This window comes from Schlesneria sphaerica, from assembly GCF_044336245.1.
GTDB lineage: Bacteria > Planctomycetota > Planctomycetia > Planctomycetales > Planctomycetaceae > Schlesneria > Schlesneria sphaerica.
Genome location: NZ_CP172346.1, coordinates 6813260 through 6830287 on the forward strand (window position 1 = coordinate 6813260; position 17028 = coordinate 6830287).

At 56.7% G+C, this 17028-nt stretch carries 12 protein-coding genes; 9 read left to right on the top strand and 3 right to left on the bottom strand.

Translation table 11 applies throughout. The features are described 5' to 3' along the window. Positions 1 to 40: 40 nt before the first annotated feature. A complete protein-coding gene (locus ACGY09_RS24455) occupies positions 41 to 1291 on the bottom strand; it encodes an IS4 family transposase (RefSeq protein WP_397569312.1) in 1251 nt (416 codons plus the stop codon). A 47-nt stretch (positions 1292 to 1338) separates the two neighbouring features. Between ACGY09_RS24455 and ACGY09_RS24460 the strand changes: the two genes are divergently transcribed. The 8 genes from ACGY09_RS24460 to ACGY09_RS24495 all read left to right on the top strand — a co-directional run bounded on the left by ACGY09_RS24460 (position 1339) and on the right by ACGY09_RS24495 (position 12429). After that, a complete protein-coding gene (locus ACGY09_RS24460) occupies positions 1339 to 1689 on the top strand; it encodes an AAA family ATPase (RefSeq protein ID WP_397569808.1) in 351 nt (116 codons plus the stop codon). Positions 1690 to 1842: 153 nt separating this feature from the next. Beyond that, complete coding sequence (locus ACGY09_RS24465) at positions 1843 to 2727, top strand: DUF58 domain-containing protein (RefSeq protein ID WP_397569809.1); 885 nt, start codon at positions 1843 to 1845, stop codon at positions 2725 to 2727. Between the two features lie 113 nt (positions 2728 to 2840). Continuing rightward, complete coding sequence (locus ACGY09_RS24470) at positions 2841 to 3851, top strand: hypothetical protein (protein ID WP_397569810.1); 1011 nt, start codon at positions 2841 to 2843, stop codon at positions 3849 to 3851. Positions 3852 to 3854: 3 nt separating this feature from the next. Beyond that, positions 3855 to 4931: a VWA domain-containing protein gene (locus ACGY09_RS24475; RefSeq protein WP_397569811.1), complete on the top strand. Its 1077-nt coding sequence runs from the start codon at positions 3855 to 3857 to the stop codon at positions 4929 to 4931. Positions 4932 to 5111: 180 nt separating this feature from the next. Further along, on the top strand, positions 5112 to 7988 hold the full coding sequence (locus ACGY09_RS24480) for a VWA domain-containing protein (protein ID WP_397569812.1): 2877 nt from the start codon (positions 5112 to 5114) through the stop codon (positions 7986 to 7988). Further along, the gene (locus tag ACGY09_RS24485) at positions 7988 to 9928 is read left to right on the top strand and encodes a BatD family protein (protein WP_397569813.1); all 1941 of its coding nucleotides are present in this window, start codon (positions 7988 to 7990) and stop codon (positions 9926 to 9928) included. Before ACGY09_RS24480 ends, ACGY09_RS24485 begins: the two co-directional genes overlap by 1 nt. A gap of 46 nt (positions 9929 to 9974) precedes the next feature. After that, on the top strand, positions 9975 to 10751 hold the full coding sequence (locus ACGY09_RS24490; protein ID WP_397569814.1) for a tetratricopeptide repeat protein: 777 nt from the start codon (positions 9975 to 9977) through the stop codon (positions 10749 to 10751). Between the two features lie 301 nt (positions 10752 to 11052). After that, positions 11053 to 12429 (top strand): Gfo/Idh/MocA family oxidoreductase, encoded by a 1377-nt coding sequence (locus tag ACGY09_RS24495; RefSeq protein WP_397569815.1) that lies wholly within the window; start codon positions 11053 to 11055, stop codon positions 12427 to 12429. 244 nt (positions 12430 to 12673) lie between these two features. Here ACGY09_RS24495 and ACGY09_RS24500 read toward each other — a convergent pair whose 3' ends face one another. Beyond that, entirely contained in the window at positions 12674 to 13792 is a 1119-nt protein-coding gene (locus tag ACGY09_RS24500) for an FtsW/RodA/SpoVE family cell cycle protein (RefSeq protein ID WP_397569816.1), read from the bottom strand. A 384-nt stretch (positions 13793 to 14176) separates the two neighbouring features. Here ACGY09_RS24500 and nadA point away from each other — a divergent pair, with 384 nt between their 5' ends. Continuing rightward, a complete protein-coding gene (gene nadA / locus ACGY09_RS24505) occupies positions 14177 to 15172 on the top strand; it encodes a quinolinate synthase NadA (RefSeq protein ID WP_373652346.1) in 996 nt (331 codons plus the stop codon). Positions 15173 to 15232: 60 nt separating this feature from the next. On the opposite strand, the gene ACGY09_RS24510 is transcribed toward nadA, so the two are convergent. Beyond that, on the bottom strand, positions 15233 to 16801 hold the full coding sequence (locus ACGY09_RS24510) for a hypothetical protein (protein ID WP_397569817.1): 1569 nt from the start codon (positions 16799 to 16801) through the stop codon (positions 15233 to 15235). Between the last annotated feature and the right edge of the window lie 227 nt (positions 16802 to 17028).

Here is a 17028-nt window from a genome sequence, read left to right on the forward strand (position 1 = left end):
TGTAGTTCACGCGGAACGGATCTCTTATCAAAGACTCACGTCAGGAAGACGCGGTCTTAAGCTTATCGATGTGTCCTTGGATCTCATCGAAGTCGACCCAGCCGATCAGGTAAAAGCACAACAGCTCAAACGTCCGCTTGGTCGGCATGCGTCCGGTGTAAAGCAGAATCAAGAGGCAGGCGATGAGCGCGGAGTAAATCTGAATCTCGACACCTTGCTGTCGGGTACTCAGCAGGTGGCGGCAGCCCAGCAGGTGCTTGAACATGCGGAAGAAGAGCTCGATCGTCCAGCGAAGCTGATACATCTCTGCGATCAGTTCTGCGGGGACGTCCAGCAGATCCGTGGCGATTCTCAGGGTTCCATCGCTGCTGGGGGCTGTACTGGAGAACTTGCGTCCCCGGCGTCGACCGCGGCTGGTGTGAGCGGAGCAGCGGACGGAGATCAGCCTCAAGGTATGGTTGGTTCGTGTCTTCTTGTGTCGCAATTCGATGATTTGGTCAGCCTGAACTCCAGCAGCCGTCGCTTCGGGCGTGAGCGGTCGTTCTTCAATTGTCTCATACGCCAGCCTGTCACGGACTCGACAGACATAACTGCTTCCAGCGTTATGGATCTTATTCCAGAGTCGGAACGTCATGTAACCACGATCGATAACATAGCAGTGGTCTGGTTCGATTGTCCGCTCCAAAACTTTTCGTTCGTCCGCATCTCCCTTCGGGTTGGCTGAGGTGGCTTCAATCCGCTTCGGAAGACCACGCAGGATTTCAAAATGTGTATGCAGGCGATAGCCGCACGTTGGTTTCTCGGAACAGTTGGTGATCCAGGCGAGTCGGGCGATCCGTGCCAAGGTGGGAATCACTGAACCATCCACAGCGACCAGAGTCTTACCCAGCCCTCGGAAGCGCTCCGGGGCTGGTGCGTCGGGCAACTGGTCAGCCAACTCGCGAGCAATCTTTTTGAGCGGTTCAGGATCAAAGAGCTTCACCGATTCGGAGAGGGAGCCCAATGACGTTCGAGGGATCTTGAGTCTCTGCTGGATCTTCTTCAGCTGCGACACCTGCTGCAGGCCACGCAGCGAGTCGACGATGGGAGAATAGAACCAGAGCAGCACCAGCGTGCAATACTGGTCCATGTGCAGCTGTCGATTTCCCGCTGTATCCCGTGCGGTTCCAACCGCATGTAAACGCTTCAGGAAGGGCCTCAGCACCCGAAAGTACTTCAGACCATGAATATTCTTGGCCGAGATCTTCGGCGCTGGTTCGTCATCCGAGTCGGGAGCTTGCTCTTTTGGCATCCGGGCACGCTGACATGGCAGATAAACTGACCAAATGACGGGCAAAAATGCCCCTCTGGCATCTTGCAATCAGTATCTTGGCCATGCGCAAATGGCGTGCCGAACAGTATTGGCTTGATCTCGTGATTGCCACGCGGAATCCAGAAGAGTTCAAGCTGAAGCAATTAAAGCCGCTCATCGAATATGGTGCTTCTCCACGCGCGTCGATCAATCTCTGTCTGGCGGCCCGAGCCAACGCCTTCCTGGCGGGGCGTGGCTATGTGACTCCGCAAGACGTCAAGGATATCGCCCTTGATGTTCTGAGGCACAGGATTGTCTTGACGTATGAGGCAGAAGCAGAACAAATGACCTCGGATGATGTTGTCCGAAAGGTGCTGGAGTCCGTGCCGGTCCCCTGATTCTCCACGATACTCCAGACTTCGTGTCCGGGCCACGACCGCTCCAGTGGTATCGGGGCCAGGCTGCGGACAGGATGCAGTGGTGAGGCACGCGCTCACCGTGCCCCCCTCAATCAGGGTTACAGTCATCGTTGATATTCGGCAGGAAGATTGATGGCCGTTCGAAATCTGGAAGACATCCTTAAAGACGTTCGTCGACTGCAAATCGTTGCCAAACGCCAGGTGAATGATTTGCTGGCGGGTGAGTACCTGAGTGCGTTTCAGGGACGCGGGATGGAATTTAATGCCGTGCGGGAGTATGTCCCGGGCGACGAGATTCGATCTATCGACTGGAACGTCACCGCCAGGGCAGGATCGCCGTTCGTGAAGACATTCTGCGAAGAGCGGGAACTGACGGTTCTGTTGCTGATCGACGTCTCTGCGTCCGGGGCGTTTGGTTCGCAGCAGCGAAGTAAGATGGAGACCGCCATAGAAGTTGCCGCCGTGTTGATGTTCACTGCGCTAAAGAACAACGACAAAGTGGGTGTCCTGTTCTTTGCAGATGATGTGATCAAGTACATCCCACCACGGAAAGGTCGAGCCAATGTCCTGCGGTTGATTCGCGAACTTCTGGCGTGTGAACCGGTCAAAGCCCGCACTGACGTGACGAAGGCGCTGGAGTATCTGGGACGTGTTCAGCGGCGGAAATGTGTGGTCTTTCTGATGAGTGATTTTCTGGGGGATGATTGTTCTCACGCACTGGCCATCGCCAACCGCCGGCATGACTGCGTCGCCGTGACGTTAACGGATCCGCGCGAGTCCGAAATTCCCGATGTCGGCTTTTTGACTCTGCGGGATGCAGAAACTGATGAAATTCTGGAACTCGACACCCGGCATCCCCGCGTTCGTGCCCTGTTCGCCAAAGTGGCAGCGGAGCGAGAAGCGACGCTGACGGGCTGGCTTCGTCGAGCCAATGTGGACCGGCTTGCGATCCAGACAGACCAGCCCTATGCGCTCAGTCTGCAAAAGTTCTTTCGTAGTCGGGAGCGACAACGATGAAACGGGCGCCATGCGTGTCGAATTGGGGCCTGACGCGTCGACGGTTTGCGTTACGCCCGCCAGGAAATAGGGAATCGCTGCGAGTATTCGTTTTGGGGCGACGGTTGCTGGCCGTGCCGTTGCTGCTCCTATTTTGCAGTGCGTGCGGGACTTCTCAGCCGGACCGTGGCGGTGCTGTTGCCGAGAAGGGGGATTTCCTTGAACGGGTCACAGAGAAAGGTCCCGTCAAACTTGTCGTACGAGTCAGCCCGCCAGAACCCCGGCTTTCCGACCTGTTGCAGATGGAAGCCACTGTGATCTTCCCGGAAGGAGTCGAAGTCCGTTCACCCGATTTTGGTGAAGGGGTCGGCGATTTCCTGGTCCGAGACTACTCGGAAACCAAACCACCACGAAGTTCGCTTCAGGATAAGGGACTCGACAGTCGCCGGTTCCTGTATGAACTGGAACCGACGCAGACCGGTCGTCATCTGATTCGCTCACTCGCTCTGGAATTTGTTGATCGGCGACCAACGTCCGAGATCCGGGACCAGCTCGCCTTGATCGAGTCGGAACCTCTTGAGGTCGAGGTCACCTCCGAACTGGCTGATCAGATTCCCAGCTTGTCTGACCTGGATCCGATGCTGCCCCCTCGTGCGCTCGATTCTTCGCCACTTCCGAAATGGTGGATGCTGAGTCTGGCGGCAATTGCAGCAGGGGCAGTCGTATGGTGGCGATACCTTCGAAAACGAAAGCGAATCGCAGTTTCGCCACCGCCGTCACCAGAGGAGATTGCTCACGCCGAACTGAAACGGCTGCTCTCAGAAAAGCTGCCGGAACAGGGACTCATAAAGGAATTCTATCTTCGTCTGACGGGGATCGTCCGCCGGTTTATCGAAGGGACGACAGGAGTCCGAGCGCCCGAACTGACAACCGAAGAATTTCTTCGGACGATGCGGACGAGGGACATCTTCTCTGCCGAACGCGCTGTCCGTCTGAAGGACTTTCTCGAGGTGGCAGACATGGTGAAGTATGCTGGCCAGCAACCCTCTGCTGACCAGATCGAGTTGTCGATCAGCCGTGCTCACGAATTTGTCGACCTCAACCGACGACAGGAATCGATGCCGATTTCCACGGAGGGAAACTGAACAATGGACGCGTTTCGCTTTCACTCCTGGGGATGGTTTCTCGCCATCGTCCTCGTTCTGCTGATGGGTTGGTTTCGCTTGAGGCTGCGATCGCGACCGGCTGCGATTTTCTCAAGTATTGAGGGACTGAAGGGATTGCCGGTCACCTTCGCGCAGAGGGTCCGCCGAACGTTGCCGCTGCTCTACGGACTGGCGCTGGTGCTGATCATCATGGGGTTGGCTCGCCCTCAATCGGGTAAGTCCGAGTCGAGACTCACGGGCGAAGGGATTGCGATCGAACTGGTACTGGATATCTCGGGCTCAATGGAGGCGATCGATTTTCAGCTTGGTGATAAAGATGTAAGTCGGCTCGAAGCGGTGAAGCACGTGATCTCGGAATTCATCCTCGGTTCTCGAGCAAGCGGTCTCAGCGGCCGAAAGGATGATCTGGTGGGCGTGGTGGCCTTCGGCGGATTTGCCGACAGCAAATGTCCGCTCACACTGGATCACGGTGCTCTGGTGGACATCGTGCACAGCCTTGAGGTTCCGAAACCGATACGCGATCGACGGGGACGGTTGATCAAAGCGGATATTCTGAAAGAAGACCTCGCGACGGCGATCGGGGATGGATTGGCACTGGGTGTCGACCGGTTGCGGAACGTCAATGCGAAAAGCAAAGTCGTGATCCTGCTGACCGACGGCGATAACAACGCCGGTGTCGTAGATCCGCGAGAGGCTGCAGAGATTGCCAAAGAATCGGGAGTGAAAGTTTACACGGTTGGTATTGGACGGAATGGAGTTGTTCCGCTTCCTCAAGAAGATGAGTTTGGTAAGCGAGTGCTGGTTCCCGCCCAGTTTCGCATCGACGAAGAACTGCTGCGCGAGATGGCGACGACCGCCAACGGGGAATATTTCCATGCGTCTGATGCGTCAGGCCTGACCAAGGTGTATTCACATATTGACCGACTTGAAAAATCACAATTCCAGGAAACGAAGTACTCGGAGTACACAGAGCTGTTCCGCTGGTTTGCAGGACCTGGCCTCGCCATCGTCCTGGGAATCGGGATACTGAGCGAAACCCGTTTTCGCTCGCTCCCGTAGACGACGTTACAGTCGACAACCGTCCGCAAGCGGCGGGAGACCGCAGGCAAACTTCACACAAAATGGGAATCACATGGTCACAATCGCACAGGGAAATCGCCGGTCGGTCTCTCAAGCCGCGTGATGAATCCGTATTGAAAAGATGAACGTGCGAATCCCTCTTTCTTGTCGGTACGAAAGATGAACTGGCAGCATCCTGAAGCTTTGTATTTGATCTTGCCGCTGTGCGTCGGATGGCTCGTGCTTGCACTGGAGTCTCAGCGGCGCCGCAGACGTGCGCGAGAAGCATTTGCAGCTCAGGCGATGTGGGAGCGGATCCTTCCCGAGGAATCGCGTCTCCGGTTCTTCACCAAACTGCTTCTTCGCGAAGGTGCGATGATCGCCGGTCTGGTGGCGCTGGCCGGACCACGATTCGGGACAGAAGTCGAACAAGTCGTGCCGCGCGGTTCTGACATCTATGTTCTGATCGATATCTCCCGGTCGATGCTGGCTGATGACGTCGTCCCCTCGCGACTCGGCCGCGCAAAAGCGGACGTTGCATCGCTGCTCAATCGTCTTGAGGGCGAGCGGGTGGGACTGATCGCATTCGCGGGGCAGGCGGTGGTGAAGTGCCCACTGACGGTTGACTACGATTCGTTTCGTCGATCGTTGGATGAATTGGATCCCGACAGTGCACCGCGCGGAGGAACGGCAATTGGTGACGCGATTCGGAAGGGACTGGAGGTGTTCAGCGCAAACGCCGAACGTGATCAGACGATGATTCTGATCACCGATGGCGACGATCAGAAGTCCTATCCACTGGAAGCGGCCGCGGCGGCCAACGAGAGACGCGTATCCATCTTCACCATCGGTCTCGGAGACGCAGAACGGGGGGCACGGGTCCCGCTGAAGGGAGATGTACAGGGTTATCTCGAGTACCAGGGGCAACAGGTCTGGAGCAAACTGGATGGCGATCTGCTGGAACAGATTGCGCTGAAAACGGCCGGCATCTACGTTCCTGCCGGAACGCGTTCGTATGACCTCGGTGAACTGTACGAAGCCCACCTGCGGGGACGACGGGGAGCGGAAGAGGCCAGTCAGAAGAAAATCCGCTATTCCGAGAAGTTCCAGACGTTTCTGGCGATGAGCCTGCTGCTGCTCCTCGTGGACTTGGGGATCAGCGTTTATCGCAAGCCGGCTGGCTTGCCACAGAATGCGCTTTCGCTGCCCGGAAATCCGTCCAGGGAACGTCGTCGAGGGGCCACCGTATCCAGTCTGATCGCCCTTCTGGCGGTCCTTCCGTGGGCCCCTGGTCCGCGTAACGTCGTCCATGCCATCGAACCGGCTGCCAGTTTGAAAGAAGGTTTACAGCTCTACTCGTCGGAGAAATATGACGAGGCCCTGACGCGATTCACAGAAGCGAAAGAAGAACTGGATCAGCGCAAGTCAGCGGATGCCGCCGTTGCCGCGTTCGACGAAGCCTGTGCGGCTCATCGAAAAGGTGATTTCGAAGTGGCCAGGAAAGCCTACCTCCGCGCGGGTCTCAGTCTGGACCGACGAATCGCGACATCGGCACACTACAACCTGGGAAATCTGTCCGCCGAAAAGGCGCGGACTCTGGCGGGTGAGAAGCCCGAACTGGTGGCACCAAAGGACCGTCAGGAAATCCTGGATCAGTTGTCGCATGCGGTTGCCGCTTACCGGCATTGTCTGGAACTTCAGTCAGATCATCCTTCTGCACGACGTAATCTGGAACTGGTTCGACGATGGATCAAGTACTACTCAGACCGGTGGAACGAAATTGATCGACAGAAGCGGCGGGACGAATCAAACCTGCTGACATTTCTGAATTACATCGTCGAAGATCAGACGACCCTGAAAAATTCTGTTGAGGGACTGCAGGAACCTGTCCGTTCAAATACCTTTGCCGAATTGAAGCGGGCCCAGGAACTGCTCAAAGAAGAGATCCCGACGCTGCGGGAAAAGATCGATTCCGAGCTCCGCTCGCCGCATGATCCGCAGTCTGGCAACGCATCGGCTCCATCGAAGGAGTTGGAGGACGGAATCAAGCTGCTACAGAGCTGGGCCGACACCGCAGCGGAAAAGATGGGGTCCGCAGCGCGGCGGCTGTCTGGAAAAGATCGGGAAAAGGCGGTCATCGATCAGCAGGCGGCACTGGATGAGCTTGATCGTATCTGGGAAGGAGTCATCCCCTTCAAGCCCCTGCTCGCTGAAGACATTGTTCAGCAGAAACAAATCACAGCCGCCCTCGCGGCAGATTTGCCGGAAGAGACTGACTCGGAAGAACCCCCTGCTTCAGCGGAATCGGACTCGCTGCCTCTCGTCAATGACACGGCACCTGCTGGAGAATCGCAGGATCAAAACCCGAATCCATCGAATCGGCTGCCGCAGATGCTCGCCGGGACTGAGATGTCAGCAGAGGAACTCGCAAGAGTTGTCGCCAGGCAGTTGAAAACGCTCAAGCGGACTCAACTTCTTGTTCCCAAGGCAGAAGCAGAACTCGACGAGCTCGAGGCCCCTAGGGATGATTCTCAGCAGGACGATAAAGCGGCGACCGCGATGCAAAAAGTGGATCCGGAAGACGCGAAGAAAGGACTTCGAGTCGCCATCGCTCGTACTCCGGATGCCGTGAAGCAGATGGAAGAAGCCATCCAATCCCTCAGGCAGAACGACAGGCGGGCCGCCGCGCGACAGGCAGAGGAAGCACTGCGGATTCTGGAGGAAATCGAGCGGGAACAACCCAAGGATGACCAGCAGCAGGAGCAGGACCAGAAGGATCAGGATCAGCAGGACCAGCAGAACGACGAGAAACAGGATCAGCAGCAGGACAACAATCAGAAGGAATCGCCCGAAGAAGAACAGAACAAGAAAGATGAGAGTCAGAACAAGGGCCAAGACGAATCGAAGGAGCGTCGGCCGGACCCCGTTCAGGCGTCCAATGATCGTCTTGAGGATGCACTCCGAAAGGTGCGTGAACGGCAGCAGGAAAAGCGAGATCGAGATCGTAAACTGAAGGGACAATTTCTCGGTCGCGTCCCAGTCGACAAGGATTGGTAATGTCATCGCGCGTACAATTTGATTTTCGGAATCGACGGTATTTCTTTTCAGCAGGGATCTGGTTGCTGGTCTGCCTGATCGGAACTGCCGAACTGATTGCCGCTGCGCCTGAGGTTCGCGTTGTGACCAGTGCCGAGGAAATTTACGTCGGCGACAGCATCGACTATCAGGTGGAAGTTCAAAATGTAGAAAGTCCACCTCGCCCCGATTTGTCAGGTTTCGAAGAGCTGTTTGACGTCGCTGCCAAGGGAGATTCTTCCCGAAATCAGTCGTCCATCACGATCATCAACGGGAAAGTGTCTCAGCAGAACATTCTGAGCCATGTCTTTCTCTACCGTCTTACACCTCGCATCGCAGGGGAACTGACGATTCCCCCTGCCAAGGTCAGCATTGAGGGGAAGACCTATTCGAGCGAGGAAGTGCCGCTCAAGGTGATTGCGGCTGAGGAGCAGGATCTTGTCCTGATGGAAATGAAGGTGAATCCCTCGCAAGTCTACCCGACCCAGCCATTCACGGTGACGCTGCGGGTTCTGGTGCAGCCTGTTCCGAATAACCCGAAATTGGATCCCCTGACACCGCTCACACAACGACCACCGCATTTGCAGGTTAACTGGGTCGATCCTCCTTCAGGGCTGACAGCCTCCGACAAGCAGATGTGGTTGCAGCCAATGCTCTCGGATGACGGAGTTGGCTTTACGTTGAATGATCTCAGTACACGGACAGACTCGTTTTTTGGCGGTTCCCGCGCCGCCGTTTTCAACCTGGTGAAAGGACGTGAAAGCCGCAAAAATTTTGAGGGGAAGGACGTCGACTACTTTGTGTATGAACTTTCCAGGACCCTGACTGCCGAGAAGACGGGGGAATACGCACTTGGACCCGCATTCGTGAAAGGGACGTTCGTCGCCGGGGTCGAGCGGCGGGAGTATCGCGGGCGACGGCTGGTCGCCAGTTCTCCAGCAATCAAGCTTGAGGTGCGTGAGGTTCCCTCGCCCCGCCCCCCGACATACTGTGGAGGCATTGGTGAGTATCGTGTCACGGCGTCTGCCAGCCCGATGAAACTTCGAGTCGGGGATCCCCTGACTTTGACGCTCAAGTTCGATCGAGGGAACCAGGCAGGGTCGCTCGATCTCATTTCCGCTCCGGGTCTGGCCGAGATTCCCGAGCTCGCCGAAAATTTTGATTTGATCGACAAAAGTCCGACCGGGCGAGTTGAAGGGACTTCGAAGCTGTTTACCTACGCACTGCGTCCAAAACGCCTCTCGTCGGGTGTCCCGCCCCTTTCGATTTCCACCTTTAATCCTCAAAGCGAGCAGTTCGAGACGATTGCGACTCAACCAATCCCGCTGGAAATCACGGAGGCGGATCGATTGAGCGTGGGAGATATCAAAGGGAGCCTCACGACGTCCTCGCCCGCAGCGATCAAATCGCGTGCGGAGGGGATCTTTCAGAACATTACGAACCTTTCGGCCGTTCGAAATCAGCGAGTCAGCCTGCTCTCGTACGTGGTCGCGTCTGGCGCGGTCTGGGGTGGTGCGGGGGTTGCAATCGGACTGACTGCACTGCTCCGGCGTCGAAATTCAGACGAGCGATTCGTGCGACGCCAGCAGGCCCGCAGCAACGCACAGCGAAGATTAAGTGAAGCCCGGTCACTCACCGGCAAAGGTGACGCGAAAGTGGCTCTTCGTACGCTGCGTGCTGCGTTAATAGGACTGATTGCCGACCTGAAAAACCGGGTGGCGGACGGTCTGACGTCGGCGGACGTTCGTGAAATTCTTGCCGGTTCGTCCGTGACGGAAGAAGACCGAGCGGCGGTGATTCGACTGCTGGAGTCGATCGAGTCGGCAGAGTACGGGGGGGCTCAATCGGTTCAAATTGAAGAGGCGATGGGCGAGACGTCTCGTCTGATCGGCAGGTTGACAAGCGGTCTGGAACGAGCCTGAAGCTCGCGTCCGGGGACATCACAGGCGTTGTGAATTGCGGGTTAAGATGAAATTGATTGCGACTGTTTCTCGACTACTCTGCGTATTTCTCCTGATGACGGGACAGCAAGTTTCTGCTGCGGATTCCGGGGCAGCAGAGCGTTCGTTCGTGCGGGCTCTGGAACTTTTCGATTCAGCAAAATCGACCAAAGACTACCTCAAATCCGCCAGCGAACTGGAGTCGATCGTCGCGGACGGCTACCGCAACGGTGCCGTCTATTACAACCTGGGGAATGCCTACTTCCGGGCTGGGCAATTCGGTCGGGCGATTTTGAATTACCGCAAGGCCAGGTCCTACCTTCCCACCGATCCTTATCTCAAAGCCAACCTGGAACAGGCACTGGCGATGGCTCCAGGACGACTGACCGAAGTTCCGCAGCCGTGGTGGACACACGTTTTCTTCTGGACGGACTGGCTTTCTTTTCCGTCGAAATGCCTCACATTTTTGATCGGAATGTCGATAAGTGCGGTTGCAGCGGTTGTGGCATTCTGGTTTCGTCGCCCCCGTTTTTGTTTGCCGATTGCAGGCCTCGTCGTGGCGAGCCTGGCGATGGGCCTGGACGCCTGGCTGACCGATCCCGAATTACTGGATGCTGACCGAGCTGTCATCACTCTAGAAACGATTGCCAGAAAAGGGACCGGAGAAGCTTACGAAGCGGCATTTGATCATCCACTGCGGGATGGAGCAGAATTTCGGGTGCTCGGTGAAACACCCGGCTGGACGTTCGGCCACTTTGAAGGCATCGGCGATGGATGGATCCGAAATGACTGTGTCGCAAGGTGATCTGGCAGAAAGCCGAAACCGGCCACGACCCCTGTGCAGTGGTCGGTCCTCTGAGATTCTCGACTGTTGGTGTTATATCACCTGTTAATAGGAACCTTACCCTCTCGATACGATTCGTTTTCTCGCCCCCGGAACACTCGCGTGCCGGACGCGATGTCGGTACAACGAGTATCGTTGTTACAGTCTGCTCGGCTTACTGAAATGTCATCTGACCACATACTACGTAGCGCTGTCGTGTGTATTTGAGGGCTCATTCGCTTTGAGCTGAGCCCCTGAAGCATTTTCAAGAGGAGTTTCAACTGTGGATAGTATCGAATCAAACGGCGGTGTTTCGCGCCGCGACCTGCTGAAAACGACCGGCACCGTCGCCGCCGCATCGGCACTGGCCGGAATCGTGATTCCAAAGCACGTCTATGCTGGCGAAACGAATACGATTCAAGTTGCTCTGATTGGAGCCGGGGGACGTGGCACGGGAGCTGCCGAGAACGCGTTGTCGACGAAGCTCGGCCCCGTCAAACTGACTGCCATCGCGGATGTCATTCCCGAGAAACTGAAATCAAGCTATGACGCGCTGAAAGCCAAGTTCAACGAGATGGTCGATGTCCCGGAAGACCGAAAGTTCATCGGTTTCGACGGGTACAAGCAGGCGATGGATTCGTTGAAAAAGGGTGACGTTGTCATTCTCACGACGCCTGTGGCCTTCCGCTGGGTTCACTTCAAATACGCGATTGACCGCGGTCTGAACGTGTTCATGGAAAAGCCCACCACGGTCGACGGTCCCAGCACTCGCAAGATGCTGGCTCTTTACGAAGAGTCCCTGAAGAAGAATCTGAAGGTCGGTGTCGGTCTGATGTGCCGCCACTGCGAAGCCCGTGGAGAACTGTTCGAGCGGATTCAGGATGGCCAGCTCGGTCAGCTCAACCTGATGCGAGCCTACCGCGTGACCGGTCCGACCGGTTCGGCTTTCGTCGGTAAGCGCCAGGGTGACATCAGTGAATTGATGTACCAGATCCGCAACTTCCACGGCTTCCTCTGGGCCAGTGGTGGTGCCTTCAGCGACTTCCTCATTCACAACATCGACGAATGTTGCTGGATGAAGGATGCCTGGCCTGTGGAAGCAAAGGGCTACGGTGGGCGTCACTACCGTGGTGAGTACGTCGATCAGAACTTCGATTCGTACACGGTAGAGTACACGTTCGCCGACGGTGCGAAGCTGATGCTCGAAGGTCGCGGCATGATCAACTGTGCGAATGAGTTCGCCAGTTACTGTCACGGGACCAAGGGTTCGGCAGTGATTTCCCAATCGGGCCACGCTCCTTCGAAGGCTCGGATCTTCAAGGCACAGAAGATGACCGAAGACGAAGTCGTCTGGCGTGCCAAAGAACCCGAACCAAACCCCTACCAGTTGGAATGGGATCACTTGATGAACGCCATCCGTTCAGACAAGCCCTACAACGAAGCCAAGCGGGGCGCCGAAGCCAGTCTCGTCACCTCGATGGGACGTATGGCCTGCCATACAGGCCGCGTGATCACCTTCGACGAGATCCTGAACTCGGACCACGAGTTTGCTCCGAACGTCGACAAGCTGACCCTCGACGGCCCAGCACCTTTGCTGGCCAACGCCGAAGGAAAGTACCCTGTACCAGCCCCCGGTATCAAAACCACCCGCGAGTACTAGGATTCTGTTGATCTGAATTGCAGACAACAACCCCGCCGAAGCGATTCGGTGGGGTTGTTTTGTTCAGCCCAAGGCTGATGCGTCGACCGGATGTTCAAACGTTTGAGGCATGCGCAGTGATCGGGCCGATGAGGTCGGCAGAACGAGTCCTCAATACAATGTCGAGCCACGGCGGATTCTGGAGTGGTAGTCGTTCCGTTCCCCACCTGTCAGTGAACCGAGGCAGTCAGCCACGTCGGTACATTCAGTCGGTCAGCTCACTCTCGTCAGTCGTTAACGTCAATGGATCGTCCCGAGAAACGCTCAGCACGATTCCAATCGCGAGCAGACTGACAACCAGGTTGCTTCCCCCGGCACTGATGAGCGGATGCGAGATCCCTTTGGGGGGGACCATGGCAGTAACGACGGCAATGTTCAGCATTGCCTGACCGGCGAGCTGCGTTAGTAGTGTGAATCCGATCAGAAAACCGAAGCGACTGCGGTCCAGGTGACTGATCATTCTGAGACCTGAGAGATACAGTCCGCACCATAGTGCGATGAGACTCAGTCCGCCGATCAGACCGAGCTCTTCTCCGATCACCGCGAAGACGAAGTCCGTGTTCGCTTCGGGAAGAAAGCTCAGTTTCTGCCAGCCTCGGCCCAGTCCGACGCCGTGCAGCCCCCCTGCACCGAGCGTGACGAGCGACTGCTTCAACTGGTAGGGCGAGTTCTCGAAGTTCGTCCAGGACTCGATGAAACCCACGATGCGTCGCTGCTGATAAGGTTTCATGGCCAGTGTCGTCAGGATCGTGGGGATACCAACGGCCAGCCCCAGCAGAAAGTTGCGTAGCGGCCATCCTCCCATGAACAGCACCAGAGCTGCACTGGCGAGCAGGAAGAGTGACGTTCCAAGGTCGGGCTCAATCAGAACAAGGGGGACCGAGAGCACCACGGGGAGCAGGAACGGGACAGTCCCCTGAACCCATCGGGACAGCAGGTGCCGGTTTCGATCGAGGATCCAGCACATCATCAGCGGGACGGCAATTTTGGCGAGTTCGGACGGTTGAGCGGTCATGCCGGGGACGCGAATCCACCGCTGAGCCCCTTTCACGCGGACGCCCACTCCAGGGATCAGCACCAGAATCAATAGAATCACCGTCGCGACGAACAGCCACGGTGCGCATGACTTCCAGAATTCGGGGTCCCGTGTGGCTGCGAAGTACGCTGACAGAAGTCCTACTGTGAGGAAGATCAGATGTCGCGAGAGATAGACTTGCTCGTATTCGGTCGGCCACGACGTGACGCTGGCACTGTGAACCATCAACAGCCCGAAGCCGAGCAACAGGGCTGCGAAGGCGACAAAAAGTTGACGGCACAAGTCCACCGGATTCTCCTGCTGCGTCCTCCGCCTCCTGAAGTCAGCGCGTTCCCGTCCCTTACGTGATGCTCATTTGCGTGCCATCGGCAGTCTGCGATGGTAACTTCACTCAAAAATCGGGGCCGCAGAAACTTGGGGCGAGCGATGTCATGACAGCCGAAATCCCCGGAAAAACCGCTTTCTTCCTCGATCCCAAAGTGGCGTCAAGACTTGGGAGTCGGACGTCGATTCGAGAAAGTCTGTTACAGGTCATTTCCTATTCGGATTTGGCGAAATAGAATACAGCCGAGGCACGTGACAGTGATCCTCACCTTCATCAGCACGGTGGCGAATCGATCTGCTGATGAGAACCGAACCGTGTACACCTGCGATTCGAGAATTGGATAGAACATGGACCTTCCCGTCCTGGACATGGCCGCTCCTGTCGAAGTCTATGAAGATCCGCTGGCTCTCATGGACGAAATTGACGAGCTGAAAAAGAAACAGGATGCGACCATCCTCGCTCACTTCTACGTGGACGGTGATCTGCAGGACATTGCCGATTTCACGGGAGACAGTCTGAAGCTGGCTCGCGATGCGACCAAGGTGACGACCTCAACGATCGTGTTCTGCGGCGTTCACTTCATGGGTGAATCGGCCAAGATTCTCAATCCCGAAAAACGGATTCTGATGCCCGACCTGCAGGCCGGCTGTTCGCTGGCTGACAGTTGTCCGGCAGACCGACTGGCCGCTTATCAGGCCGAACTGCGTGCGAAGGGACACGACTTCCAGACAGTCGCGTACATTAACACCACCGCAGCCGTGAAGGCGTTGTGCGACTGGATCGTGACCAGCGGCAACGCGCGAGAGATCATCGACCGGGTTCCCGCAGATAAAGAAATTCTGTTCGTTCCCGATCAGCATCTGGGACGCTATTTGAGTTCCGTGACGGGCCGCCCGATGATCCTGTGGCCCGGCTCCTGCATGGTGCACGAGGTGTTCAGCATTCAGGACCTGCTGCGAGCCAAGCGTAACAACCCCGGTTCGCTGGTCATGGCACACCCGGAATGCCCCGCGAATATTCTTGAGATCGCCGATGTCATTGGCGGCACCGAGAAGATGCGTAAATACGTCGCGTCCGTGACGGAACCGAAGACGTTCCTCGTCGCGACCGAAGCCAACATGATTCATCCGTTGAAAAAACTGGCTCCGCAGCACGAATACATCCCTGTTCCCGGAATCATGGCCTCCACGGGTGAGACGTGTGCGTGCAACCGCTGTCCTCACATGGCCCGGAACACACTGCAGAAGGTCAGGGACTGTCTCAAGAACGGCAGCCCCGAGATTGTCTGGCAGCCTTACTTCGCCCAGGCACAAGAGGTCTTGAAACGAAGTCTGCTTGAGTAGAAACGGTGGCCGCTCGCAGGGGATTGTGCTGGACTCGCGAGCCCGCAATCCCGATGCGGCTTATTTCAAGACGAAGCTGAGCGAGTTGGAAGCCCGCTTCTTACTCAGTTCATCGACAATGGTCAGCTTCAGCGTGTATGCGCCTGTCGACAGACCCTCGGGGATGTAGAACTGGTAGTTGTGGAAGTAATCGCGGCGTGGGTTACGGCAGAAATCTTCCGTCGAAGGGAAGCCCTTCGTCCAGACGATCTGCCCCTCGGAGTCCTTGATTTCGATCAGGGACTTGAGTGAAGTGCGGTATTCGCCGTCCGCGGTCATCGCACTCACAAAATTTTCGACTTCCGCGTAGAGCAGGACCTCGTGTCCCGGCGTAAACTCGTTACGTGGAAATCGTTCATAGTTTCCGAAGTACGAGATCTTCCGGCAGAAGGTCATGTTCTTGATCGACAATCCGGCTTGTTCGCGCATCTGTCTGAGAGCCCCGCTGAGTGGCGGAACTGTTTTGGCGGCGCGTTCGACCTCGTCGGGAAACTGAGCCGTATCCAGGCTGTTCGACATGGCCCAGAGAAGTTGCTGCCAGTATTCCTGCTGTGCGTTGTCCACACTGGGAATGGCCGTCAGTGCCTGTTCCTGTCGTTGTGCCATCAGGTAGAGCAGTCGCAAGTGGGCGTGTCTACGGATGTGCTCGTTCATGCGGTCCCCGTCCAGGTCTGACTTGGTCGAGGCAAGTTCCTGTTCAATCCGGGAGATCAAGGCTTCCAGGTCGTCTTGCCAGGGCAACATGGGGAGAGTGCCGACGGTGATGGGACCACTTGGGATCTCGGACTGATCAATGTCGTAGGGAAGACGCGTCGTTTCTGGTTTGTCGGAGCCTTCCGACTTCGACTTGGCGAGTCGAGACGCGGCGGCGTGACCGAGGTGCCGATCGGCCCACTTGGGGACGCCGGACTCTGAGGCGGCCACCTGTTCGACGTCGCTTGCGAGGGTGTCAGCGGTTGCAGCGGCCTGTTCTGGCTTCGCGGGTTCGGCATCCCAGTCGTTCGTTTCGCTTGCGGTGAATTCGGCTGCGGCGGCCTCGCCCTTCTTTGGATGGCCCGTCTCGACAGCGTCCTGGTCGGCCTTTTCGTCTTCTTCGACCGAGTCGAAACGAACCTTGCCGATTTCCGAAACGGCATCCGACTCGTCAGAGAACGGCTGATTCGCCTTCGAGACATGCTCGTCCACTTGTTTGTGGCGTACATCATCTGAGGGAATTGATTCAGCGTCGAACTGTGGCTCATCAGCATCGAACGAATCGTGAGCCAGGGAGGCGTGACCCGTTGTACTGACGGCGGAATCGCCTGGATGGTCGCCGGACGAATGTTCCGCCGTCTCGATATGCTCTGCATCAGCAGGACGGTCTTCGGACGATCGACTTGCACCGCGCGCTGTCTTTGGCGAGCGGAAGGAAATATCCGACTGCGACTTGAGATCCGACTCTGACTTGGCCTTGCGCGATCCCTTCAGGAAGGGTGACGCGAGGGGGCGGTCACCCAGACTCTCTGCCCGACCGAACGGCGCAGGCAGCATACATCCCCCCGCCGTAAGCGAGAGAAGTACGAGCATCAGCGGGCCGAACACGGATCGCATACCGATATCCAAAGGGAAACGCCACAACTTCGGCGGGAAATACGAGTATTGGAGGTGCACAATCGAAGATGAGATTCAATATGACTGGAATGTCGCGGACACTAGCCAAAAAATCAGAACGCAACAAGACCGGTTTAGAGGGTGATTTGCCATTCTGATTTTTGGATGGGCTTGGAACTTACTTCGGTGAAGTCCCCTGCGAAAGAGGGACTTCATTCTGCCATGGA

Bases quoted from the DNA above. Each gene is read 5' to 3' on its own strand.
- ACGY09_RS24455 (WP_397569312.1), bottom strand. From the start codon at position 1,291: ATGCCAAAAGAGCAAGCTCCCGACTCGGATGACGAACCAGCGCCGAAG.
- ACGY09_RS24460 (WP_397569808.1), top strand. From the start codon at position 1,339: ATGCCCCTCTGGCATCTTGCAATCAGTATCTTGGCCATGCGCAAATGG.
- ACGY09_RS24465 (WP_397569809.1), top strand. From the start codon at position 1,843: ATGGCCGTTCGAAATCTGGAAGACATCCTTAAAGACGTTCGTCGACTG.
- ACGY09_RS24475 (WP_397569811.1), top strand. From the start codon at position 3,855: ATGGACGCGTTTCGCTTTCACTCCTGGGGATGGTTTCTCGCCATCGTC.
- ACGY09_RS24480 (WP_397569812.1), top strand. From the start codon at position 5,112: ATGAACTGGCAGCATCCTGAAGCTTTGTATTTGATCTTGCCGCTGTGC.
- ACGY09_RS24485 (WP_397569813.1), top strand. From the start codon at position 7,988: ATGTCATCGCGCGTACAATTTGATTTTCGGAATCGACGGTATTTCTTT.
- ACGY09_RS24490 (WP_397569814.1), top strand. From the start codon at position 9,975: ATGAAATTGATTGCGACTGTTTCTCGACTACTCTGCGTATTTCTCCTG.
- nadA (WP_373652346.1), top strand. From the start codon at position 14,177: ATGGACCTTCCCGTCCTGGACATGGCCGCTCCTGTCGAAGTCTATGAA.
- ACGY09_RS24510 (WP_397569817.1), bottom strand. From the start codon at position 16,801: ATGCGATCCGTGTTCGGCCCGCTGATGCTCGTACTTCTCTCGCTTACG.